The sequence below is a fragment of the Rhodococcus sp. P1Y genome (genome assembly GCF_003641205.1).
Lineage (GTDB): Bacteria > Actinomycetota > Actinomycetes > Mycobacteriales > Mycobacteriaceae > Rhodococcoides.
This window is the reverse complement of record NZ_CP032762.1, coordinates 4,491,061-4,514,763: the sequence shown is the minus strand read 5'-3', so window position 1 is coordinate 4,514,763 and position 23,703 is coordinate 4,491,061. Positions and strand designations below refer to the sequence as shown.

At 61.3% G+C, this 23,703-nt stretch carries 23 protein-coding genes; 21 read left to right on the top strand and 2 right to left on the bottom strand.

Translation table 11 applies throughout. The features are described 5' to 3' along the window. The first annotated feature begins 18 nt into the window (after window positions 1–18). From D8W71_RS20815 to D8W71_RS20725, 19 genes are all read left to right on the top strand, one after another. Complete coding sequence (locus D8W71_RS20815; RefSeq protein ID WP_236077532.1) at window positions 19–1,413, top strand: aromatic ring-hydroxylating oxygenase subunit alpha; 1,395 nt, start codon at window positions 19–21, stop codon at window positions 1,411–1,413. Window positions 1,414–1,415: 2 nt separating this feature from the next. Next, the gene (locus tag D8W71_RS20810) at window positions 1,416–1,694 is read left to right on the top strand and encodes a hypothetical protein (RefSeq protein ID WP_121116179.1); all 279 of its coding nucleotides are present in this window, start codon (window positions 1,416–1,418) and stop codon (window positions 1,692–1,694) included. 3 nt (window positions 1,695–1,697) lie between these two features. Continuing rightward, window positions 1,698–2,081 (top strand): 2Fe-2S iron-sulfur cluster-binding protein, encoded by a 384-nt coding sequence (locus D8W71_RS20805; protein ID WP_121116177.1) that lies wholly within the window; start codon window positions 1,698–1,700, stop codon window positions 2,079–2,081. A gap of 38 nt (window positions 2,082–2,119) precedes the next feature. After that, a complete protein-coding gene (locus tag D8W71_RS20800) occupies window positions 2,120–3,004 on the top strand; it encodes an alpha/beta fold hydrolase (RefSeq protein ID WP_121116175.1) in 885 nt (294 codons plus the stop codon). A 112-nt stretch (window positions 3,005–3,116) separates the two neighbouring features. After that, window positions 3,117–4,172 carry an amidohydrolase family protein gene (locus D8W71_RS20795; protein ID WP_121116173.1) on the top strand — a complete coding sequence of 352 codons (1,056 nt, stop codon included), beginning with the start codon at window positions 3,117–3,119 and terminating at the stop codon, window positions 4,170–4,172. A gap of 46 nt (window positions 4,173–4,218) precedes the next feature. Next, window positions 4,219–5,370, top strand: a complete 1,152-nt coding sequence (locus D8W71_RS20790) for an amidohydrolase family protein (RefSeq protein ID WP_121119677.1) — start codon at window positions 4,219–4,221, stop codon at window positions 5,368–5,370. Continuing rightward, window positions 5,370–5,756 carry a Rieske (2Fe-2S) protein gene (locus tag D8W71_RS20785; protein ID WP_121116171.1) on the top strand — a complete coding sequence of 129 codons (387 nt, stop codon included), beginning with the start codon at window positions 5,370–5,372 and terminating at the stop codon, window positions 5,754–5,756. Before D8W71_RS20790 ends, D8W71_RS20785 begins: the two co-directional genes overlap by 1 nt. A gap of 55 nt (window positions 5,757–5,811) precedes the next feature. Next, entirely contained in the window at window positions 5,812–7,113 is a 1,302-nt protein-coding gene (locus D8W71_RS20780) for an NADH-ubiquinone oxidoreductase-F iron-sulfur binding region domain-containing protein (RefSeq protein ID WP_121116169.1), read from the top strand. After that, a complete protein-coding gene (locus D8W71_RS20775; RefSeq protein WP_121116167.1) occupies window positions 7,110–7,421 on the top strand; it encodes a ferredoxin in 312 nt (103 codons plus the stop codon). The genes D8W71_RS20780 and D8W71_RS20775 overlap by 4 nt, the downstream gene beginning before the upstream one ends. A gap of 82 nt (window positions 7,422–7,503) precedes the next feature. Then, window positions 7,504–8,499: a thiamine pyrophosphate-dependent dehydrogenase E1 component subunit alpha gene (locus D8W71_RS20770; RefSeq protein WP_121116165.1), complete on the top strand. Its 996-nt coding sequence runs from the start codon at window positions 7,504–7,506 to the stop codon at window positions 8,497–8,499. Beyond that, entirely contained in the window at window positions 8,492–9,493 is a 1,002-nt protein-coding gene (locus tag D8W71_RS20765) for an alpha-ketoacid dehydrogenase subunit beta (RefSeq protein WP_121116163.1), read from the top strand. Before D8W71_RS20770 ends, D8W71_RS20765 begins: the two co-directional genes overlap by 8 nt. Then, window positions 9,486–9,731, top strand: a complete 246-nt coding sequence (locus tag D8W71_RS20760) for a biotin/lipoyl-containing protein (RefSeq protein WP_121116161.1) — start codon at window positions 9,486–9,488, stop codon at window positions 9,729–9,731. Before D8W71_RS20765 ends, D8W71_RS20760 begins: the two co-directional genes overlap by 8 nt. 48 nt (window positions 9,732–9,779) lie before the next feature. After that, on the top strand, window positions 9,780–10,955 hold the full coding sequence (locus D8W71_RS20755) for a CoA transferase (RefSeq protein ID WP_121116158.1): 1,176 nt from the start codon (window positions 9,780–9,782) through the stop codon (window positions 10,953–10,955). A gap of 107 nt (window positions 10,956–11,062) precedes the next feature. Continuing rightward, entirely contained in the window at window positions 11,063–12,535 is a 1,473-nt protein-coding gene (locus D8W71_RS20750; RefSeq protein WP_121116156.1) for an NAD-dependent succinate-semialdehyde dehydrogenase, read from the top strand. A gap of 451 nt (window positions 12,536–12,986) precedes the next feature. Next, window positions 12,987–13,940, top strand: a complete 954-nt coding sequence (locus tag D8W71_RS20745) for an ABC transporter permease (RefSeq protein WP_121116154.1) — start codon at window positions 12,987–12,989, stop codon at window positions 13,938–13,940. After that, window positions 13,937–14,842 (top strand): ABC transporter permease, encoded by a 906-nt coding sequence (locus D8W71_RS20740; RefSeq protein WP_121116152.1) that lies wholly within the window; start codon window positions 13,937–13,939, stop codon window positions 14,840–14,842. Before D8W71_RS20745 ends, D8W71_RS20740 begins: the two co-directional genes overlap by 4 nt. A 35-nt stretch (window positions 14,843–14,877) precedes the next feature. Further along, a complete protein-coding gene (locus tag D8W71_RS20735) occupies window positions 14,878–16,503 on the top strand; it encodes an ABC transporter substrate-binding protein (RefSeq protein ID WP_121116150.1) in 1,626 nt (541 codons plus the stop codon). 32 nt (window positions 16,504–16,535) lie between these two features. After that, window positions 16,536–17,546, top strand: coding sequence for an ABC transporter ATP-binding protein (locus D8W71_RS20730; protein ID WP_121116148.1), 1,011 nt, complete (start codon window positions 16,536–16,538; stop codon window positions 17,544–17,546). Next, window positions 17,536–18,561, top strand: a complete 1,026-nt coding sequence (locus D8W71_RS20725; RefSeq protein ID WP_121116146.1) for an ABC transporter ATP-binding protein — start codon at window positions 17,536–17,538, stop codon at window positions 18,559–18,561. The genes D8W71_RS20730 and D8W71_RS20725 overlap by 11 nt, the downstream gene beginning before the upstream one ends. 13 nt (window positions 18,562–18,574) lie before the next feature. On the opposite strand, the gene D8W71_RS20720 is transcribed toward D8W71_RS20725, so the two are convergent. Then, the gene (locus D8W71_RS20720) at window positions 18,575–19,918 is read right to left on the bottom strand and encodes an amidohydrolase family protein (RefSeq protein WP_121116144.1); all 1,344 of its coding nucleotides are present in this window, start codon (window positions 19,916–19,918) and stop codon (window positions 18,575–18,577) included. A 248-nt stretch (window positions 19,919–20,166) separates the two neighbouring features. Between D8W71_RS20720 and D8W71_RS20715 the strand changes: the two genes are divergently transcribed. After that, window positions 20,167–20,964, top strand: coding sequence for a 2-oxo acid dehydrogenase subunit E2 (locus tag D8W71_RS20715; RefSeq protein WP_201265151.1), 798 nt, complete (start codon window positions 20,167–20,169; stop codon window positions 20,962–20,964). Window positions 20,965–21,096: 132 nt separating this feature from the next. Beyond that, entirely contained in the window at window positions 21,097–22,392 is a 1,296-nt protein-coding gene (locus D8W71_RS20710; RefSeq protein WP_121116140.1) for a TetR/AcrR family transcriptional regulator, read from the top strand. Window positions 22,393–22,415: 23 nt separating this feature from the next. Here the strand turns inward: D8W71_RS20710 and D8W71_RS20705 are convergent, their stop codons facing one another. After that, a complete protein-coding gene (locus D8W71_RS20705) occupies window positions 22,416–23,687 on the bottom strand; it encodes a TetR/AcrR family transcriptional regulator (protein WP_153275405.1) in 1,272 nt (423 codons plus the stop codon). Window positions 23,688–23,703 lie beyond the last annotated feature (16 nt).

Below are 23,703 nucleotides of genomic sequence, written 5' to 3'. Positions count from 1 at the left end.
GCGAGTTGAAAATCAGCTATGACTACAACTGAGCGGTCGACCGGAACCGATCCCATCGAATCGGCACTGGCAACGGGCCCCAACGGCGACGACGTGAACTCGAAGGTTCCGTTCAACATGAAGGATGGCTTGCACGTCCCCTCCGAGCGCTATTATTCACGCGAATTCTTCGAGCTGGAGAAGAAGAAGCTGTGGCCCCACGTTTGGCAGATGGCTGCGCGCGAGGAAGAGATTCCCAATCCGGGTGACTTCACCGAGTACGAAATCATCGGCCAGTCTCTGCTGATCGTGCGACAGGTGGACGGGTCGGTGAAGGCGCTGCACAACGTGTGCAGGCATCGCGCCACCGAGCTGGGGAGCGGGTGTGGCCGCTTCCCCGGAAACCAGATCGTCTGTCCGTTCCATGGGTGGCGATGGAAGACCGACGGGTCGATAAGCCACATCTTCGGCAGGGAAGGTTTCGCGAAAGAGACCGTGCAGCCCGAGAATCTCGCGCTGCACGAGGCGCGATGCGAATCCTGGGGTGGGCACATCTGGATCAACCTCGACAACGATGCGCCACCACTTCGGGAGGCGCTGTTCCCGGCCGCGGACATTCTGACCCGCAGCGGCGTCGACAACATGCGAGTGAAGTGGTGGAAAGAAGCCGTCATCAACTGCAACTGGAAGCTCGCGCAGGAAGCGTTCTTCGAGGGATGGCACGTCAAGCAAACGCATCCGCAGCTGTATACCTACGTCGACGAGTCGGACAGCGAGATCAACAAGCAGAACGTTGCCTACACGCCGTTCGTCAACGGACACGGACGTTTTCAGAGTGGGGATTCGCGCGAGGGGTACGGCGGAAAGCCGGACTTCTTGAAGGCGGCCAAGCTGAACCAGCAGGGTCAGGACGCCATGACCCTCGAACGCGACATTCATGTGTTCGAGAGCGTTGCGGGCAATATGGACACCAGCGACCCGGCGTACACCGCCAAGGCGATCAACGCACTCTTCGAGTACTGGGAGGGTGCGGGCATCGAAGGGCCGTCCAAGACCCCCGAGGTGATGAAGCTGTGGGGCGGCGACATTCACCTGTTCCCGAACTACCTCATGTTGCCCATGTACGCAAACAGCTTGTGCTACCGGGTGCGGCCCCACAATGACGACCCGGAGTGGTGCCGGTTCGAGGTGTGGTCGCTGACCACGTACCCGAAGTCGGCGGAGCCGACCCGTGCAGTGCTGTCGGGACGGTTCGACAAAGACGACGCAGATCACTGGGGTCTCATTCCACGCCAGGACTTCGCGAATCTCGAACGGATGCAACGGGGAATCAAGAACCAGAGCTTGTCGGAGACGACGCTCGCCGAGCTCTGGGAGGTAACGATCGCGAACATGCACCAGGAACTCGATCGTCGGCTCGCGGCGGACTACTGATCATGTTCACAAGCAACAACGTTCGAGACATCGATGTGAGCGAGGAAGCGGCCTTCGTCCATGCGTTGGCTGCCAAACTGGTGGATATCGACGCCGCCCGAATCCACTCGACCGACGATCTCGTACTGCGCAAAGCGGTGTTCGGGTTGATCGAGATCACCGCGGTGCTCGAGCAGAGAATCGCGGCACTCGAAGGTGACTCCACACGCAAGGGGTGGTCGAGAAAGCTCGACGCAGACAAAGCCTCTGCAACCCCTGATCAGATTCGATTGGGCGAATAGGCCATGCCCCGGTTCACAGTGCGACCCGCCGGGATCGAGTTGGAGGCCTTCGACGGCGAATCCGTTGCAGAAGCTGCGTGGCGTCAAGATTACGTCTGGCCGACGAAGTGTTGGGGGCAGATCGAATGCATGACCTGCTTCACGACGATCGTCGACGGTGAGCTCGACGCGGTACCTGCCGAAGATGCCGAACTGGACGCCATCCGCTCGAGGCTGAGCCCCAAGTACAGCAACGACTCTCGGGTACGTCTCGGTTGTCAACTGAAGTGCCGCGGGTCGGGTCTGGTCGTGGAGAAGCGCGGAGTGCGCCCCATTGAAGCCCAGGACAACAACGCGGTCTCCCCGGACCTCGGAAACACCATTCACACCAACAGCGGCGCGCAGTGAACTTCGTGTCACGCGTGTCGATAACGATGAGGAGCACGATGCCCGATTTGACAGTGAACGGCGGCAAGGTCCGATATGAGCTGATCGGACCGGAGGGCGGAGACACCGTCGTGATCACGCCTGGCGGACGGTTCGGTATGGAGTACCGAGGTGTTCGCCCGTTCGCGGAAGCGTTCGCCGCGGCAGGTAAGCGTGTCCTGATCTGGGATCGCCCGAACACGGGTGCGTCGGACATTCAGCTCTACGGTCGCTCGGAGTCGCACATGCGGGCGGAAACGCTCGCCGGGCTCGTCGAGCAACTGGGGCTCGGTCCGATAGCCGTTCTGGGCGGCTCGGGCGGTGCGCGTGACTCCATCGTGTTCACCATCGAATACCCCCACCTGGTTCGCAGATTGGTCGTGTGGTCGATTGTCGGTGGCGCATTCAGCTCGATCAGTCTGGCCAGTGTGTACGTCCTGGACGAGATACGAACGCTACGTCGGAACGGCATCGACGGAATTCTGGCGCTCAAGGGTCGCGCGGGTAGCTGGTCCGACCTGGTCGACGCCAACCCTGCCAACGAGCAGCGGCTGCGAGATCTGGGCGCCGAGGAATTCGAACGGGTGATGTGGCAATGGTTCGAGGCGTACGTGCCGAAGGCAACCGAGGCAATCCCCGGCGTCGCGGACCACGAGATGCGGCAGATCGACGTCCCGACGTTGATCGTGCGCGGTGGGGAAGGCGACATCGACCACCCCAAGCGAACGTCCATGGAGGTGCATTCCCTGATCCGGTCGTCTCGTTTCGTCGAACCGCCCTGGCCGGAAGATGCATGGGAGCGAGGACAGGCATTGCGCGATGCAGGCAAGGGTGGAATTTTCGACCCGTGGATGGACGGTGTCCCGACTTTTCTCGAATTCATCGATTCGGAAAAGGGAATCTGATCGGTGCCAATCGCGCCTCTCGAGGTGCCCCTGGTGTTAGTATCGGAACAATTATTTGGTCCGCGCTCCCACGGTGCGCGGACAGTTACTACTACGGAGGCCACGTCCCGACATGATCGACGCCAGCGTTCACGTCTTCTTCCCATCGGATGCACATCTGCGCACCGCTCTCGGTGAACCCTGGGCGAGCCGGGGATTCCCCACACCCGACGTGACGTTCACGGCGTCACTGGGCAATCGATACGCCGAGGGCACCCACCCCGAGGACGGCACCCACCCGGGCTCCGATCCTGAACTGGCGGGTCGGCAGTTGTTCGTGAAACAGGCTTTCGACGCGGCGATCCTTCACCCCATGTCGGTAGGAATGTTGCCCGACTGGCATCTCGAGACGGCAATACTGTCTGCCACGAACCGATCGATGGTCGAGAACTGGTTGGAGTCCGGCACGTACAAGGACAAGTTCTACGGCACCATTCGGGTCAATCCGAACGACATCGATTCTGCCGTTGCGGAAATCGAGAAGTGGAAAGATCACCCACAAGTCGTTCAGATCGGGTTGCCGATGCAGACGCAGGCACCGTACGGACGGTCGTACTACAAGCCACTGTGGAAAGCAGCGACCGATGCAGGCCTTCCGATTGCTATCCATTGGGAGATGGGCCAAGGTATCACGCACCCCCCGACGCCGTCGGGGCCGGCCCGTACTTACGCGCAGCTGGTCGGCTTTCAGCCTCTGACCTTCGTGTACCACCTGATGAACATGATCGCCGAAGGCATTTTCGAGGAATTCCCTGATTTACGTATCGTTTTCGCGGACGGCGCAGCAGACATGTTGACCCCGATTATGTGGCGTATGGACACCTTCGGTCGCCCCCACCTCGAACAGACCCCGTGGGCCCCCAAAATGCCCAGTGACTACCTGGCCGAACATGTGTACTTCGTCAACGGACTGCTGGACGGACCGGGGGACGTGGAGTTCGCTTCGGAATGGCTCCGGATGACCGGCAAAGAAGACATGCTGATGTTCGGGTCGAGCTACCCGGATTGGCAGACAGCGTCGGTGGAGTCCCTGCCTTCGGCGTGGACTCCAGCGCAGCGAGACAAGGTGTGCTCGCGCAATGCCGAGAAGCTCTACGGCATCTCGCTGTCGTCACCGGTAATGCAATGACATGCCCGCAAGAGACAGCAGAACGAACCGAGACGAGGCCAGTCCGATGACACGAACACACAGCGAACAAGTATCGACGTCGACACTCGATCCCGTGAGGGTCGTGGATTGCGATACGCATCCGTACCCGCGCAAGGGTGCGCTGCACGAGTTTCTCGACCCCAAGTTCGTCAAGGAACAGCAAGCGCGCGGTGCCGGCGCGAACAACGGAATTTTCTACGATGCGCCTGATTACAATTTCGCGCGCGCCATGCGGGTGGATTCGTTCCCCGGGGACGGCGAATTTGCGTGCACCGATCCGGCGATGGCATTTCGCCAGCTCGTGTTGGACTCGGGGTCCGACATCGTGATTCTCGGACCCACATCGGGAGGTGGCGGAGATACCGAGGAAGAGGTCACCGCGATGGCAGCGGCCACCAATCTGTGGCAGGAAGCATGCTGGCTCGACCGAGAAAACAACTGGCACGGCCGGTTCTACGGATCCATTTGCGCAAACATCGCAGAGCCCGACGTGGCCGCGCGAGAGATCGAGAAGTGGGCCGGCCACGAGCGTTACAAGCAGGTTTTGATTCACGCGGAGCCGAGGCCGTCGTGGGGCCACCCGAAGTACGACCCGGTGTGGGCCGCAGCAACGAAACACGACATTCCCGTCGCTTGCCACCTCGGTCGTGGAAAACACAACCTCCTCCCCATGAGCCCGGTCGGCTTCATGTCCTACAACCACGATTTCATGGTCACCTACTCGATGCTCGCCGCGAACCAGGTCATGAGCCTAATTTTCGACGGCGTCTTCGAACGGTTTCCTGCCCTGAAAATCGTGTTCATCGAACACGCTTCATCGTGGATACTTCCGCTGATGTGGCGCATGGATGCGATTTACGCAGCGCGTGGCGCCGACACTGCGGGGTTGACCAAGAAGCCGTCCGACTACGTCAAAGACAACATCTTCTTCACCACCCAGCCACTGGACTACCCGGAGGACAAGCTCGAGCTGACCAACGCCCTGGAGTGGATGGAGGCGGACAAAATCTTGTTGTTCTCCTCAGACTATCCGCACTGGACGTTCGACGAGCCGCGATGGGTGGCCAAGCATATTCCAGTGCAGATGCGTGACGCGGTGATGTTCCAGAACGGCATCGATCTGTTCGGCCTGCCGAGCGAATTGCCCGCGCTGGCGGGACAGGTAAAGGCTTACTGATGACCGAGAAAGAAAAGCGTCTGGCGCGTGGTCGTGAACACGTGGTTGCCACCACAGACGAAATCCCGCCGGGGGAACACAAGGTGTTCCCTATCGGTCGCTACGGCGTAGGCGTCTACAACGTCAAGGGCACGTTCTACGCAATCGCGAACTACTGCCCTCACGAAGGCGGTCCGTTGTGCTTCGGACGTACCAAAGGCCAGACAGTCAGTGCTCCGGAACGCCCGGGTGGGGCTGCCGAAGTTAGGGACGGCGAATTCATCTATTGCCCATGGCATCAGTGGGGATTCGAGCTTGCCACGGGCACTACGACCGTGAAGCCGGAGTGGAGCATTCGCACATACCCGGTGCGCGTGGACGGTTCGAACGTGATCGTCAGCGCATGATCGACTACCCGAACGCGTCGACCACGACGTACACCACCGAAATGGCAGAAGTTCGATGAGCGTAACGACCGATGCCGGAATGAACTTGCGGACTGCCGCATTCCCGGGAACGACACCGAGGTTGATCACCGGTTCCGGACGAGAAGACTACGACGCGTATGTCGCCGGCGGTGGATACGCACCTATTTCGGACGCCGAGGCATTGCTCACGCTAGTGTCCGATGCAGGCCTGCGAGGGCGAGGTGGGGCAGCGTTTCCCCTGGCGCAGAAGATCCGCACTGTCAAAACAGGTCCTGCTGTGCCCGTTCTTCTCGCCAACGGCGAGGAGGGCGAACCGGCATCGGTGAAGGACCGTTGGCTGATGAGGTACCGCCCTCACCTCGTTCTCGACGGCGTTCGGCTTGCCGCGGCGATGGTCGGTGCCGAGGACGTCTACATTTACGTCTCGGACCGGGCCAGTGCTACGAGCCTGCGCGATGCTCTCGCGCAGCTACCCGAGACGACGGACGTAATCGGCCGTGCGTGCGTCCACGAGGTCGACTCCACGTACGTTGCAGGGGAGGAAACGGCAGCCGTGAGGTCGATCAACGGCGGTCCTGCTCTTCCGCAGGACAAACCACCTCGGCCGTTCCAATCTGGCGTTCACGACCGGCCGACTCTGGTCTCGAATGTCGAAACACTGGCGAACCTGCCCTACGTGCAGCAACATGGAGCCGCGGAGTACCGAACTGTAGGTACTGAAGATTCCGCTGGGACCTTCTTGATGACGCTGACGGGGACCGCGAACAACGGGCTTTACGAGGTGCCGTTCGGTACCACTCTGGCCGAGGTGCTCCGATGGCTGGGCGACGAGACTGCGGTGACCGGCGCTTTGGTCGGCGGCTACTTCGCCGGCGTGCTGTCCGCCCGCGTACTCGACATCCCGCTCGACTATGCCGAGTTGCGCGCTGCTGGAAGTGGATTGGGCTGCGGTGCTATGGCGGTGATCGATTCCGCAGTCTGCCCCGTTGCGGTATCCGCCGACGTGCTGGCCTATTTCGATCGCGAAAATGCCGGACAATGCGGATCGTGCTTCAACGGCACCGCGGCGATGGCTGCCGCGATGGCCGCGCTGTGCGACGGACGCGCGGACGATCGTGACGTGGAGCGCCTGCGCGCGTGGTCTGTGGGACTGCGCGGCCGCGGGGCGTGCGGAACGCTCGACGGGGCGGCGAATGTCGCTGCGGGAGTGCTGCGTGAGTACCCGGAATTGGTCACGGACCATCTGAACGGTCTTTGTGGGGCCTGCGCGCAGGGGAGAACCCCCAACACGCGGCCCTATGCAGCCATCGGCGAGGACAGGAGGTCGTTTGCATGAGGATAAAACTGGACAGAACGATGTGTGATGGATTCGGTACCTGCGCCGTTCACGCACCGAACACCTTCTCCCTCGACGAATGGGGATACCCAAGTCTCGTTGGGGGAGGCGACATTGCGGAAGAGGACCAGAACGGCGTCAAGAGAGCGCTGCTCGACTGCCCCGCGCATGCCATCTTGTCGCTGGACGAGCCCACTCCGATTCCTGCCGGGGGCGAGGCTGGTATTTCTCGGTCTGCGGGGCCGGATTCGCTGTGGGAACACTTACCGGTGCACAACGCTGTCCCGAAGAACGGACCGGTGGGTTGATGGAAATGTCACTGGCGCGTCGAGCCCTCGGGTGGGCGCATCGAGCCAACGAAAGTATGCCTACAGTTTGGAGTTCAGTGAAATGTCGACTTTGACAGAGCAATTGACGAGGGAGCAGCTCGAGCAGCTGTGGAAGTCGATGTGCCTCGCCGAACGCCTCGATACGCGCATCCGCGCCGGCATCCGCCGCGGGGAGTTCGCCACCGTCATCTGGCCCTCGCGCGGGCAAGAAGCGGTGTCCGCCGGAGCTGCGCTCGCCTTGCGCGAGGACGACCGACTCGTCACCACATACCGTGGATTGCACGACCACGTCGCCAAGGGAGTGCCGCTGACCGAGATAATCGGTGAGGTACTCGGGACATCCACCGGCGCTTCCCGAGGCAAGGGTGGGACGATGCATATCGCGGACCCAGCCCACGGAGTGATGATGACCACCGGAATCGTCGGTTCGGGCGTACCCGTCGGAGTGGGACTGGCACTTGCGGCCAAGAAAGACGGGAGCGATCGCGTCACGGTCGTGTCCTTCGGTGACGGGGCAACGAATACCGGCTCGTTCCACGAAGGCGTGAATCTTGCTGCTACCTGGAAGCTGCCAGTGGTATTCCTGTGCCAGAACAACCTCTATGCCGAGATGACGCCGGTGGAAGAGACCATGGCTATCGACCGTGTGGCCGACCGTGCAAAGGGCGTCGGTATGCCCGGGGTAACGGTGGACGGCAACGATCCGGTGGCCACGTACAACGCTGTGAAAGACGCAGTCGAATTGGCACGTGCCGGAGGTGGGCCGACGTTGGTCGAGGCTGTCACCTTCCGCTTCGAGGGCCACTATGCCGGAGATACCGGGCACTACATTCCGGACGAGCAGCTCAAGCGTCAGAAGGCACTCGATCCGATGGAGACTTTCCCGCGGACCCTTCGGGACGCGGGTTTCACGGACGCGGACATCGAGAAGATTCGCGAGGATGCGGGGGCGGAGGTGGAGGCCGCGATCAAGGAGACCGTGAAGGCCGCCCCACCGACCACGGAAGAAATTACCTCGGACGTGTACGCAAATGGACTGGTGGTGTCGCATGAGTAAGACCAGAAAGATTTCGATTCGCGAAGCGATCAACGAGGCCCTGGACGAGTCGCTGCGGACCGACCCCAAGGTGTTTCTCCTCGGCGAGGATCTCGCAGACCCAGCCGCGGGCGTCAACGCCGTCACCAGAGGTTTGGCGACCGCGTACGGCAACGACCGGGTGATGAATACTCCGATCTCCGAGGCTGCCATCATCGGCGCTGCGATCGGTGCCGCCTTCGAGGGATACAAGCCGGTCGCCGAAATCATGATCATGGACTTCATCGGCATCGCGATGGATCAGATCGTCAACCACGCCGCGAAGGCGAGGTACATGTCAGGCGGACGCACCACCTGTCCGATCACGATCCGCACGTCCATTTTCGCCGGAACCGGTTCGGGTGGAACACATTCGCAGTCGCTGGAGGCGTGGTTCATGCACGTCCCCGGAATGAAGGTCGTCTATCCGAGCAATCCGGCGGATGCGAAGGGCCTGTTGCTCTCGGCGATCGAAGACCCCGACCCCGTGCTCTTCATCGAGGCGTCGCGCTTGTACGGAGCCAAGGGTGAGGTACCGGAAGGCGACGGAATTCGCATTCCGCTCGGAAAGGCAGACGTCAAGCGGCAGGGGTCGGACGTCACCATCATCTCGTGGGGGCTGGCCATGATGACGGCGTTGGCTGCGGCCGAGGTTCTGGCGAGCGAGGGCATCGAAGCCGAGGTCCTCGACATGCGTACGTTGCTGCCCTTGGACATGGAGGCTGTCATCGGGTCCGTCAGCCGGACTCGCAGGGCCGTCATCGCGCACAATGCCACCGTCGTTGCAGGTCCGGGGGCCGAGATCGCAGCCCAGATTGCGACCAAACTGTTCGGCGAACTGAACGCACCGGTCCAGCGAGTGGGGGCCAAGTTCACACCGATTCCGTCACGCGCATCCGAAGCAGCGGTGACGCTCAGCGTCGACGACATTGTCAGAGCAGCCAAAGACACGATGGGAAAACAAGATAATGCCTGAACACCAGTCCGTTCTGATCCCCAAGGTGTCCATGGCCACCGAAGAGGTGACTTTCGTCGAGTGGCTCGTCGCCGATGGCGCGAACGTCGCGGAGGGTGACCTCATCTACAGCGTGGCGACGGACAAAGTCGAATCTTCCATCGAGGCGGCTGCATCCGGAGTTCTGCGGCACGGTGAGGCGGAAGAAGACGAACTGTACGCGGTGGGTGCGGAAATCGGCCGCATAGAACCTGCGTGATGTCGTAGATGGCGCGGGGCTCGCGGCGGCAGACGATAGGCTCCCGATGTGGAATCGTCTCGTCAGCATGATTGGGGCGCAAGCGGGATAGTCGCCCTCACCGGCCCACCTGAACGCAACGTAGTCCCGCGCGGCGACGCTGCGTCCTGGGCCGGGCGGGCTGCGTCGGCACTGGGTCACCTGCCGGGTTTCGAACACGGGCTCGACGGTGCTGCGCTGCTGGGCGAACGTGCGGCCTTCACCGGTTGGACCCGCCGCGGTCGGAAGTCGTTGGGCGGGTACGCACGTCTTCTGCCGCACAGGGGAGGATGGGCGGTGGTTTCGTGTCCGCGGCCCGACGACGCGAATCTCCTCGGTGCCTTGATCGGGCGGGCAGTAGGCGAGGATCCGTGGACCGAGGTGGCCGCATGGCTGAGCACTCGGTCGAGTCCGGAGATAGTGGAGCGGATGGACTTGCTCGGGATTGCCGGAGGGTGTGTCGAACCACAGGTCGCCCAGCCGCTTCCGATTCCGACAGATGTGCGGTCGCTCGAGGGGGCGACGGTTGTCGATTTCAGCGCGTTGTGGGCAGGGCCGCTGTGTGCGCAGCTGTTGAATACTGCTGGCGCACACGTGATCAAAGTGGAGACACCGCAACGTCCGGATGGAGCTCGGGGTGGTAATCGCCACTTCTACGATCTGCTGCACGGCGGGCACGAATCGGTGGTTCTCGATCCGAGCTCCACGACCGAGAGGCGCTGGTTACACAGACTCGTGGACTCCGCCGACATCGTCATCGAAGCGTCACGCCCTCGCGCCTTGCAAAGATTCGGCCTCGATGCACAAGCGCATGCGGCGCGCGGATGCACCTGGCTGTCGATCACCGCGTATGGGCGGTCTTCCAATCGGATCGGCTTCGGCGACGACGTTGCGGCCGCATGCGGGCTCGTCGGCGAGGACGTAGACGGAACACCGGTGTTCGCGGGAGACGCGATCGCGGATCCGTTGACCGGTTTGTGGGCAGCGTTGTGCGGCCTCGACTCCGTCAATTCTCGTGGTGGCAGGCTCTGGGACATCTCCATGGCGCACGCCGTCTCGTCCACGCTCGGTGATTCGTCGTGCCATTCGGTACCAGCGCAGTTAGTACCGGCGGCTGCCCCGCGGCACCGAGCGGTGAGTATGTCGGCGTCGGCGAGCGGCGCCGATACGCGCGAGGTCCTTCGACGGATAGGCGTGGAGCCTTGAACAATCTTGTGAATATGTGTTCATTTCGTTGAAAAACGATCCAGTGGGGCGATAGTCTTCGAAGGCGGTCACAAGGATCGCCTTGTTCAACTTCTTGGGAGACTTGTATGTCGCTACCGTTTTTCGAAGACCCCGCGACGACGCGAGACTCGTTGTATATCAACGGCAAATGGCGCCCGACGGCTTCGGGCGAAACAGTGGACGTCACCAATCCTGCGTCTGGCGTCGTTCTCGCATCGGTAGCGGCCGGTCAACCGGAGGACGTGCGTGAGGCCATCGCTGCGGCTGAGGAAGCCTTTCCTCAGTGGTCATCGCGGACCGCATACGAGCGAGCAGAAGTCCTGTACGCGGCGCACCGGTTGATGCTGGAACGCAGCGAAGAGTTGGCCACCCTGATGACGATGGAGCAGGGGAAGCCTCTGAAGGCGTCCCGGAACGAGGTCAAGTACGCAGCCGACTTCGTGATCTGGTTCGCAGAAGAAGCCAAGCGCGTGTACGGGTCGACCATCCCCTCCGCGCGCGCCGATCAGCGTTTCGTGGTGTTGCATCAGGCCGTAGGCGTGGTTGCTGCCATCACGCCGTGGAACTACCCGATATCGATGATCACGCGAAAAGTCGCGCCTGCACTTGCTGCCGGATGCAGCGTCGTTCTCAAACCGGCGAAGCAAACCCCGTTGACGGCGCTCGCCATGTTTCGGATTTTCGAGGAAGCGGGGGTACCTGCTGGTGTCGTCAACCTGGTGACCACCCAGAATCCGCGTTACTTCAGTGACGAGGTGCTGGCGAGCAAGGCTGTTCGGAAGATCACCTTCACGGGTTCGACGGAAGTGGGCAAGCTGCTGGCGAGGGAAGCCGCATCGACTGTCAAACGGGTGTCACTCGAACTGGGCGGCCACGCCCCGTTCATCGTCTTCGCCGATGCCGACCCCGAGCATGCGGCGAAGGGCGCGACGTTGGTCAAGTTCCTCAACACCGGGCAGGCGTGCATCAGTCCGAACCGCATTTTCGTGCATCGCTCGATCGCCGAGAAGTTCCTCGAAACATTGGTCGCACGCACATCCAAGCTCCGCCCCGGCGACGGCCTCGACCCGGCCAGCGGGGTTGGGCCGCTCATCGACGAGCCTTCCATGAGCCGCATGCAAAGTCAGGTCGACGACGCCGTATCGCTGGGTGCCAAGGTGCTTGCCGGTGGTTCGCGGCTGGCCGATGGGCCCTACGCCGAGGGGCACTTCTACGCGCCGACAGTATTGACCGACGTCACTTCGGAAATGCAGATCTACCGCGAAGAGACGTTCGGCCCCATCGCGTCGGTGACGATGTTCGACGACGAGGACGAGGTGATTCGGATGGCAAACGACACCGATTATGGACTGGCCTCGTACATCTACACACGAGATATCTCGCGCGCAATCCGGGTGGCGGAGCAGCTCCGGTTCGGAATGGTCGGTATCAACGACATCAACCCGACCTCCGCCGCGGCACCCTTCGGCGGTGTGAAGGAAAGCGGGCTGGGGCGCGAGGGCTCTGCTGACGGTATCGGTGAGTACCTCGACACCAAACTGATTGGTATCAGCGTGTGATGTGATCGCGCGTCCCCTCTGGATGCGCGGCAGATGCCTCGGCCCCCCGTTAGTGGTTTACCTACCGGGGGGCCGTTTTCATTATCAGCGCGTAGTTTCGAGACTTTTTGCTCGTTCCGCCATTGTGCCGCGAATGGCCGGGTCGGTGCGCTACCGTTTAGCGGACCAGGAATTTGGTTCACTCGCCTGACGCTGGGCGCCAGCCGCCGTCGCTCGTATGGTGCAGCCGACGAATAATGCTGTTGACGTGCGGATTTCGGATGATCACTTTCTCTTTCCGCGGTTGTGCCCGGCATCAATTTGTACTTTAATGACCTGGACCACATTCTTTTGAACGAGTGTTCGGCGACACAGCCCGTCACCGCGCACAACGTCCACACACTCGCCCGCGTATCAGCGTCAGAGCTGTACGTGCAGATCGAGTCCGGGCGCACGACGAAAGTTGCAAAACATGATTTCCGACGTCTCGAAACGCGTGGGTCGAAGTGTCGTGGTGGTCCTGCTGGTCACCATGGCGGTCGTCGCTCTGCTGAGCCTCGCGCCAGGGTCGGTGGCTCAGGTGATCCTGGGTGACAACGCGACTCCCGACGCCATCGCAGCGCTCAATTCGCAACTCGGTTTGGACAACCCGATCTGGGTTCAGTACGGCAATTGGCTCGCAGACGCCGTGCGCGGCGATCTGGGAACCTCTCCGCTCACCAACCAATCGGTGACCGAGGCCATCATCGAGCGGCTGCCGGTGACACTGCAACTGGCTGCCATGGGCCTGACGATCTCGCTGGTGGTAGCGATTTTCCTCGGCGTCGTCTCCGCCTCCATGCCGGGCAGCAAAACCGACCGCGGGATCAACGCGTTGACCTCGGTTTTCCTTTCCGTGCCGGCATTCATCGCAGGCCCCGTGCTGATCTACTTCTTCGCTATTCAGATCAACCTCTTTCCGGTGACCGGTTGGTCTCGTATGGGCGACGGGTTGATGGAGAACCTCCGAAGTGCTCTGTTGCCCGCCATCGCAATCGCTCTGACCGAAATTGCTGCCTTTCACCGGCTTCTCAGAACCGATCTCATGGGCACCCTCCGTGAGGACTACGTTGCGGCGGCACGCGCCAAGGGTATGAGCAGCACCTACGTGATGTTCCGGCATGCACTAAGGCCGTCCACTTTTTCGTTGATCACGGTTGCCGGAATCAACCTCGGCCGCTTGATCGGCGGAACGGTGGTGGTCGAGACGCTGTTCGGATTGCCGGGTCTCGGACAATTGGTGGCCCTGTCGATTACGTCCCGTGACGTGATCATGGTCCAAGGCGTCGTGGTTTTCATTGCGGTGGTTTACGTAGCCATCAACGCCGTTGTCGACACCAGTTACGGAATGATCGACCCGCGGGTCAGAAAGGCGGTCGGCGCATGACCACGTCAACAGTGCCAGAGGAATCCGAATCGGTCGACGGCGTCATAGCAGTCACGCCGATAGCTCCGGTCGTCCCCCCGCCCAAGAAGACACGATCGCTTCTCGTCTATCTGTCGATCGGATGGCTCGTGGTGATCATTGCCGCGGCGCTGTTCGCGAACCTACTACCACTGGCAAACTACGCCATTCCTGTCGGCGTCCCGCGTCTCGGACCGCAGCTCGGCTCACTCGATCTACTTCTCGGTACCGATTCACAAGGACGATCGATGCTGTCCCGCGTCGTGTACGGTGCGCGTGTCTCCCTCGTAGTGGGTACCGTTGCTGCACTTGCAGGTTTCTTCATCGGATCCCTCATCGGAATGGTTGCCGGCTATCTCGGCAAGGCCACCGATTCGGGCATCAGTTTGCTCGCAGACGCGATGCTCGCGTTCCCGCCACTGATTCTGCTCCTGGCATTGTCATCGATCCTGACGCCCAGTATCCGGACAATACTTTTCGGCTTGAGCTTGATCGTCATCCCCTCGTTCATCCGATTGGCCCGTGCCAACACCATCTCGTGGTCGGCACGCGAATTCGTACGTGCCGCACGCAACATGGGAGCCGGGCACGGCCGCATTCTGTTCAAAGAAGTCCTACCGAATGTCGTTGCACCCCTGGCCTCCTATCTACCGATCATCATCGCGGCCATGATTGTTGCCGAGGGATCTCTCAGCTTCTTGGGGATGGGGATCCCACCGCCTCAGCCAAGCTGGGGAGGAATGATCAACGACGGCAAGGACGCAATAGCGCAGTCGCCGCACATGGTGTTCGTGCCCGCCATAACGATCTTTTTCACTGTCTTCGCGCTGAATCAATTCGGTGATTATTTGCGGTCACGGTTCGACAGCAGCATGCGTGACTGACAACGCCGAACAGGTCCACATCGAGGTGGATCACTATGCAGCTCACTACTTATCTCGAGAGGTCGACAGTGTCCCGAAACAATGATCAACGTCAGAACAGACTCACTACAGCGGTTGCTGCTTTGCTGGGCGCATCCGTACTCGTCTTGGCGGGTTGCAGTACGTCGGCGCCGGGAGAGACGGCAGCCGCCACCGGTGCGACAGGGGACCCTGTTGCGGGTGGCGCAGCGCGAGCGATTCAGGCGAGCGAGCCCCGTTCCCTCGACCCCGCAGCCATGACCAACACATGGACGACCCAGGGGTTCCTCGGTAACGCGCTGTACGGAAATCTGCTCATCAACGATGTGGAGACAACCGAGATCGAGGGTCAGATGGCCACGGACTTCTCGACGGACGACGGTGGTGCGACCTTCACGTTGACCCTGCGCCCCGATCTCGTCTTCAGCGACGGGACGCCCCTGGATGCGGAAGCGGTGAAGTTCAACTGGGAGCGTCTTACGAACCCGGCACTCGGATCTTCGTCGATCGTGCAGGCGGGCACCATCGCCGCGATCGACGTAGTCGATCCGGTTACGCTCGAAGCGACACTGGTGGCGCCGAACCCACACTACGGTCAGGCAGTCGTCAATTCCTCGATGAACTGGATCGCGTCGCCTGCGGCTCTTGCCTTGTCGCCGGAGTCGTTCAACGACAAGCCGATCGGAGCCGGGCCCTTCACACTGGTTTCATGGGCTCGCCAAGACGTCATCGAGTTGGTGAAGAACCCCGATTACTGGGACGCGCCGCGGCCGTACCTCGACAGCATCTCGGTACGCACAGCCAATGACACCAATCAGCGCATCAACACGTTGATGTCGGGCGGTGCCGATTTCGTCCTCGAATCGAATTGGGACAGCGTGGCGAAGGCGGAGGCATCCGGTTATCCGACCGACGTCGTTCCCATGGGCGGCGGACAATACATCGCGATGAACACGCGCGTCGCCCCGTTCGACGACATTCGCGCTCGTCAAGCAGTATCGATGGCAATCGACCTCAATTCGATGAACCTGGCGACCTACAACGGGTCAGGTCAAGTTCCAGAAACGCTGTTCCCTGAGGGGTCCCCGTTCCATACCGACACAGCACTGTCCAAGTACGACCCCGAAGCGGCGCAAAAGCTCTTCGACGAACTGGCTGCAGAAGGAAAGCCCGTATCTTTCACCAACTCGTCGTTCTCGACAGTGGAGAACAAGGCGAGTGCGGAGAGCATGCAGACGCAGCTCAGCGCGTACCAGAACGTCGATGCCCAGGTAGACGTCGTCGACTTTCCGACGGGTTTGTCGAAGCTCGCGTCCCGGGATTTTCAAATGATGATCTCGTCCGCGAACATTCAGCATCCCGACTATGCACTGTGGCAGGCATTCCAAACCGACTCCCGAGGCAACGTGACAGGTACGTCCGACCCCGAACTGGACGCAGCCCTGGCCGCAGGGCGGTTCGCGAGCTCGGATGACGAACGCAAGAACGCGTACCAGGTGGTACAGGATCGTATCGTCGAGCTCACCCCGGGAATCTTCTTCACTCGCGCAGCTCCGGCTGTCGTGACGGGCAAGAACGTGGGAGGAATTCACCAGTACGGATCCGGTTCACTTCTGCCGGCCGAATTGTGGATCCAGAACTAGACCCGTCGGCTCCGATGACGAGAGGTAATGCAATGAGCGGAGAACCGCTGCTCCAAGTCCGAGACTTGCGTGCGTACATCGGGACCCCCCGAGGTACGGTCCGCGCGGTGGACGATGTCTCTTTCGATCTGGCAGAAGGTCAAGCGCTGGGGGTGGTGGGCGAGTCCGGTTCCGGCAAATCTGTGATGGCTCGCGCCATCATGGGTCTGATGCCCCCTCGCTCCGGCCGGTCGGGTGAAGTGACATTCCAAGGCCGGGATCTGTTGTCGTTGAGCAAAAAAGAAAAGCTCTCGATCTGGGGAAAGCAAATCTCGATGGTCTTCCAAGACCCGGGACGCTCGCTCAATCCTGTGGTTCGTGTCGAGCGGCAACTCACCGAGGGAATGCGAAAGCATCTCGGTGTGAGTCGGTCGGAGGCACACAGTCGTGCGCTGGGCCTCTTGAAAGAGGTCGGCGTTCCTGACCCCGAACGGAGACTGTCCAACTATCCGCACGAAATGTCCGGCGGGATGCGTCAGCGGGTGATGATCGCGATCGCGCTGGCTTGCGAGCCCGATCTGCTCATCGCGGACGAACCGACAACCGCCCTGGATGTGACGATTCAACGGCAGATCCTCGATCTACTCCGACGAATACAACGAGAACGGGGGACTTCGATGATGTTGATCAGTCACGACCTGGCTGTAGTCGCGGGCCGAACCGACAGGGTGGCCGTGATGTATGCGGGCAGGCTTGCGGAAATCGGCTCCACACGTGAGGTTTTCGACGCTCCCCGGCACCGATACACGCATGCACTGCTGGGTGCAACTCCGACAATCGATCATCCCCGGCATACTCCTTTGCGACTGATCGAGGGTTCGCTACCGAGTCCTGTGGATCCGCCGGTCGGTTGTAGGTTCGGACCGCGGTGCAGTGCCGCGGACGCACACTGCACCGATCCGGGTCCCACCATGACCTCGGTGGGCTTCGACCACAGTGTGTCGTGCCTCCATCCGGTCGACAACGCCGCCCTGGCATCGGTGGGTGGCAAACATGGCCGGTAGCGGAACCGCGCACCTGCGCGGCGACAAAGCGTTGCTCAGCGTCGAAGACCTGGTCGTCGAATACAAAACTGGTCGCGGTGTCGTGCAGGCGGTGTCGAAAATCAGTTTCGACGTGATGCCGGGTGAAACACTCGGGATCGTAGGCGAATCCGGATGCGGCAAGTCGACTACGGGTCGTGCCGTTCTGAGATTGGATCGAGTCACCGGTGGCCGAATTCGGTTCGGAAGGCACTGGATCGAAGACGCGAGCGAGAACAAGATGCGTGCACTGCGTCGCCGAATGCAAATGATCTTCCAGGATCCCGTGGCGTCGCTCAATCCGCGTCGTGCGGTCAAGGACATCGTCGTCGAGGGCCTCTCCGTCGCGGGCGCGTCGGACAAGGAGCGCGCCGAGAAGTCTGCGGCCGTCCTTGAGCAGGTGGGTCTTGCCGGCGACAGGTTCTCACAAATGTTGCCGCGACAATTGTCCGGGGGCCAGGCTCAGCGAGTGGCAATCGGCCGTGCGCTTGCGTTGTCACCGAGTTTGCTGATCTGCGACGAACCGGTGTCCGCGCTGGATGTCTCGGTGCAGGCACAGATTTTGAACCTCATCGAAGAATTGAAGGCCGAGCTGGACCTCACTGTCGTGTTCATCGCGCACGACCTCGGGGTCGTCCGAACAGTCAGTGACAACGTCATGGTCATGTATCTCGGAAAGACCTGCGAATACGGCGATTCGGCTGAGGTATACGACAGACCTGGCCATCCCTACACACGGGCACTGCTCGATTCGGTGCCACTCACTGATCCGGAGAAGGGCTTCGCCGGGCCCGCCCTCGAAGGCGACGTTCCCTCGCCGCTGAATCCACCCACCGGTTGCAGGTTCAGGACGAGGTGCCCGTTGGCGCAAGACCTCTGCGCGGAGGTGGAGCCGCAGATGCGCGAAGTCCGTCCCGGGCAGTTCGTGGCATGTCACTTCCCTCTGACTTTGCAAGACGACACCGGTCCGTCGTTGGAGGAAGCAGTACCCGTCTGAGCCGGGGTGCAATTCAGGCTTCGTATGTGACACTGCCTCCGATCATCGTGAGGGAGACGAGCTCCCGGTCGAGTTGGGCGAGAACGCCGACCGGGGGTTCGGCAAGGATGCAGAGATCTGCTCGCTCGCCCGCCGTGATTCGGCGCGGAACACCCGGTGTCGCCGGCGCGCCCGAGAACAACCGCAGAGCTCGCAGTGCCGATACCGACTCGTCGAGTCCGAGGATGCGGCCCGACGCAGTGGTTCGGTCGCGCGCAGCCCTCATGGTTGCCCACGGGTCGAGTGCCCCGAACGGCGCATCGGTGCTGCCCGCAACGAGAATCGCCGACCTGTCGAACGCGGCCAGCCGCCACAGATGGCGATGCTCGGAACTCGAAAACGTGTCCAAGTAATGGTCGCCGCGCTCGGTGACGAAGTTGGGTTGCGTCACAACGGTGATGTGCAGTTGCGACAGTTCTTTCAGTAGAGCGTCCGGCGTCACGGCCGCGTGCTCGATCCGATCTCCGGCCAGAACACCTGCCGTCTTGAAACCGATTACTGCAGTGACCAATTGCGGGAGCGTCACGCAATGAATTGCGACCGCCTGCCCCTGAGCGTGGACAAAAGATATCCAACCGGTCAGCTCGTCCACATCGAGATGGGTGTCGTCGAGAATACGCTTGACGGGTCCGAATGTGAGAAACCCGTTCGGGCGGCTGTCGTCGGCCGACAATACATGCAGCGTCTGCCGCAACCTTCCGGCGCGAACCTCGGCTTCCAGGTAATCGAGTTGATCGACAGTCATATTCGGCGTTGCGTCGGTGCAACCCGTGACGCCCATCGAGGACAGCCGCGCGCTGACTTCTTCGAGCCCGACGTGAGCGGATGAGCTTGGCTTCAGCATGAGGTGGTCCTGACGGAAGAGCCTGCCGTCCGGGTGGTCGTGGAGTCCCAACGCCGCGAGGCCGACCGAGTTGACGATCCACATCGCACCGCTTCGGTGTTGAATGCGAACAGGAGTGCCGGGTCGAATCAGATCCAGCGCGAAGCGGTCGAGGTCGCCGTCAACGGATTCGTGATAGCCCACTGCGCGAATCCAACCGTCCTGACGGGCGGTCGCCTCACGAAGTACCGTGCGCATCTGTTGCGAGTTCTCCACGGCAGGTGGGCCGAGCGGCAGTGAGTGTAGGAAAGCCGCAATGGATCTCAAATGCAGATGATGATCGTGCAGACCTGGGATCACCGTGCCACCCCTGGCATCGAGAACCGTCTCGCCAGGCGTGGGATGGAGTAACGCATCGGTCTCCACGATGCGTTCGCCGTCGATGCGCACCGACACCGGCTCGTTGGTGATCTTGAACCCGTTGACGATCAGCATGATGTCGCGGCCATGGGTCTGTGTGGGGCAGCGGCTTCGATCATGATGACGGCAACTTTAGCCCAATGCCCCTGCGTAATGGCCTCGCTCAGGCACATCGTCGCACCCCAACCCGATTCGATGTGCTATTCAGTTTTATGAATTAAGATTCGTACAGAATGGTCGGAGCATGTCTGCTGCCGTCGTACAACCATTCGACGGATATCCGGGGCAACTCGGTGCCGCCCGAGGGAAAGCGAGTAGAACGAATGACCATCCAGACAGGGCAACAGCGAGAAGGGTCCACCGATCGCAAGCCCGTGCCCACAGGCCCCGTCGCAGGGACCACGCAGCGAATGCCTCGTATTCGCAGGATCATCGCGCAACGAATGACCGAATCGCTGACGTCGACGGCGCAACTTACGGCGGTACAGGAAGCGGACGTCACCGAACTCGGGCTGCTCCGTGACAGAGTGAAAGTGGCGTTCAGGCAACGGGAAGGCGCGGCCCTCACGTATCTGTCGTTCTTCTGTCGCGCGCTGGTACGTGCTGCACAGGACATACCAGAATTCAATGCGTCCATCGACGGTGACGGCAAGACGGTGACGTACCACGGTGCGGTCCATCTCGGCGTCGCGGTGGACACCCCCGCCGGACTGATGGTTCCTGTGTTGCGCAATGCCGAGGCTCTCAGCCTTGCCGAGATCGCACGAGGGATAGCCGATGTGGCGCTTCGCGTTCGGGCGGGGACTGCTTCGCCCGAAGAACTGAGCGGGAGCACCCTGACCATTTCCAACATCGGTGGGGCCGGATCCCTCAGCGACACGCCGATCATCAACTATCCGGAGGTCGCGATTCTGGGGACGGGGGCGGTGGTGCGTAGGCCGCGAGTATTGGTTCGCGCGGACGGAATCGAAGAGATCGTCGTCAGGTCGGTGTGTGCTCTACCGATCACGTACGATCATCGACTCATCGACGGCGCCGCTGCCGGCCGCTTTCTCACTGCTGTTCGAGGTCACCTGTCGGTAGAGGCGTTCGAAGGCGAGCTTGCCGCATACCTTCACTAACCACGCAGAGCTGTGCGGTGAGCGGCACTTGAATTCAGTGCGAGAACCAAGTCGACGCGCCCACAGGAGACAGTTCCGTGTTCTCTTGCGCTGCAAGCCCCGCGCCGCCCATTCACCCGGCATACTGGCTCGGTGACGTCTTTGTCGGAAGGTACTGCGGGAGCGAAACGAGTCGATGGCGCTCGTCGAACCGAAATTCTCGACGCGGCAGCGCAATTGTTCGCGTCCTCCGGGTACGTCGGTACCTCACTGAAGGACGTCGCCGACCAGTGTGGCATCTTGGCCGGGAGTCTTTACCACCACTTCGAATCGAAAGAGTCGATCGCGGTAGAACTGCTGGAGCGGTACCAGGTCGACATGGACGCTGTCGGCGCCGCCGCGCTCGAGGGCTACTCCACACCGAAGCCCACCGAAGTCTTTCGGCGGGTGTCCGACTTGGGAGCCGCGGTCGCGTCGTGCGCTGTGCGAAACAGGGCAGCGTTGCAGCTCACGCAGTACGAACCACGTCGATCTGCGAGCGAAGCACTCGTGGCGGTAGCACAACGTAGGTCTTCGACGGTGGTAGGTGCGATGCGTGCGTTGCTCGACGATGCACGGGCTTCCGGGTATCTGAAACAGAATGTCGATCCTGCGACGTTGTCCGAACAATTTTCCGACGCGATGTTGCACGTGGGATCGACCATTGTGCACCGAAACGTTGCCCCCGGCACGATCGCCGATGTCACCGCCCGAATACTGCTCGACGGTATAGCGGCGGACCCCCCGAGCGACACGGTCCTGGACCGGTCACCTGCCATGTCGGCTGCGAATCGCTCGCTGGAAACCTGGTCCATGTCGGGAACCGACACAGAGGAGGATCGATTCGCGGTCCTGCAGCAAGTGGCGAGGGTCGAGTTTGCGCGTCGCGGGTACGAGGCGACGACGGTTCGGCACATCGCGGCGTCGGCGAACATGGGAACGGGAACTGTGTACCGGGCTATCGGGAGCAAGTTGGATTTGCTGGACTCCATCATGAACAGCTTTCATGTGCAGCTTTCACGTGCCTACGAGGCCGTACTCGACACCACTTCGACGGCCCTGGAGAAACTCGATGCACTCGCATGGGTGAATCTGAACGCCCTGGAGACATTCGACAAAGAGTTCCACATTCAGCGAGCATGGTTTCGTCTGACACCTCCGGAAACGAGTTCCGTTCTGGGCGCAATCGAGGAACGGGGTCGATTGCTGCACGCTGTTCTGAGTGAGGGGCGAGCCAATGGTGAACTCAGACTCGACGACCTCAAGATTCGTCAGATTACGTCCAGTGTGCGCGACCTGATGTGGATGCCGACACCACTGGTCGAACGCTTGGGAAAGCCTGCGGCCATTGCTCACGCGCGAGCGACGATTCTTCGTGGCGCCGCGGTTCGTCGATATCGGCACCCGTGAATTTTATTCTGCCGGACACACATCTACTGCGAGACAATACCCCGCAGTAAATGTGTGCGGAGAAACCTGTGCTCCTGTTTGACGCTGACGCGTCCCTGATCCGGGAAGTTGATCCACAGGATATTGCGTAGGTAGGGTGCCAGCGTGGCGGGGTCACACGTCGAAGCCAAGGTGCCTTGTGTTATGCCCTGAGTCAAAATTTCGACCAGCCTGGCCATTCTCTTTGCTGACTGCTCTCGGTACCTCAACGCGAACGTGGGCTGACCGTCTTGCGCCAGATACCATCCCAAAGACATCATTTTGGTTTCGTCCGGGAAATGGCGCTTTGCCTGGACGATCACATATGCCAGTGCATCGAGTGTGGCTGCGGCGGAATCGGATTGCGCGTCCAGCACCGCAGTCACGCTCCGGTGCATATGCGTCGCGTAGTTCTCGGCAAGTTCGTCGAAGATCGCTTCCATGGACGACACTCGGCGATAGATGGATCCCATCCGCACGCCGGACGCCTCGACGACGTCGCGAATTGTTGTGGCGTCGTATCCCCTCCGGGCGAATTCGTGTTTCGCACCGTCCAGGATCTGTCGCTTGAGCGCATCGTCGTCGCCCGCCGAATGCCACTCCGAGACGGCACTTTTCGCCGCGCGGATGGGATCGGAGGCGTCGAGCGTCGCGTCGTCGGGACATTCTGGCGCAATGCCGTACAGCAACGTGTCGCAGATGATTCGGGACGACACATCCGGGTCCACCGGACCCGGCAAGCTCGTCGAAGAGGTGGCCGTCAACCGTTGCAACGTGTGGGTGAGGAGGTATGGGTTGACGGGGGAGTGCGGGTATCGGTCGCGTAGATCGTTTGCCGCAGCGCGCCACAGGCGCTGAAGGCCGACCGGCTGAAGCGCGACCGCATCGCGAAAGCGGTCACTGGCCACCGTCGGAGGGTCGAAGGCACGCAGCCTCACCGCAGCCGCATGCTGCAAGCTCAGCTGCACCACACGTCGACACAGCTCGCGGAGTCTTGCCTCGGGAGGCAGCGCGAGATACCCCAAACGCCTCAGATCGATCGAGAGTAGCCGCAGGTCGTCGTTGAGCGAGTCGAGCATTTCGATTGCCACCGCCTCTTTACTGACGAAGTGGTGGTACAAGCTCCCGGGCAAGATGCCCACCGAACTCGCGATATCGTTCATCGTCGTCGATGCGTAGCCCTTCGCCAGGAACAGAGAGCCCGCGGACCGTCGAATCTCGTCGATTCGCCCGCTGGCCGACAGCTCCTGGTCCGACTCGCCCTTCGATGACGTCAACGTCTTCCTCCCCTGC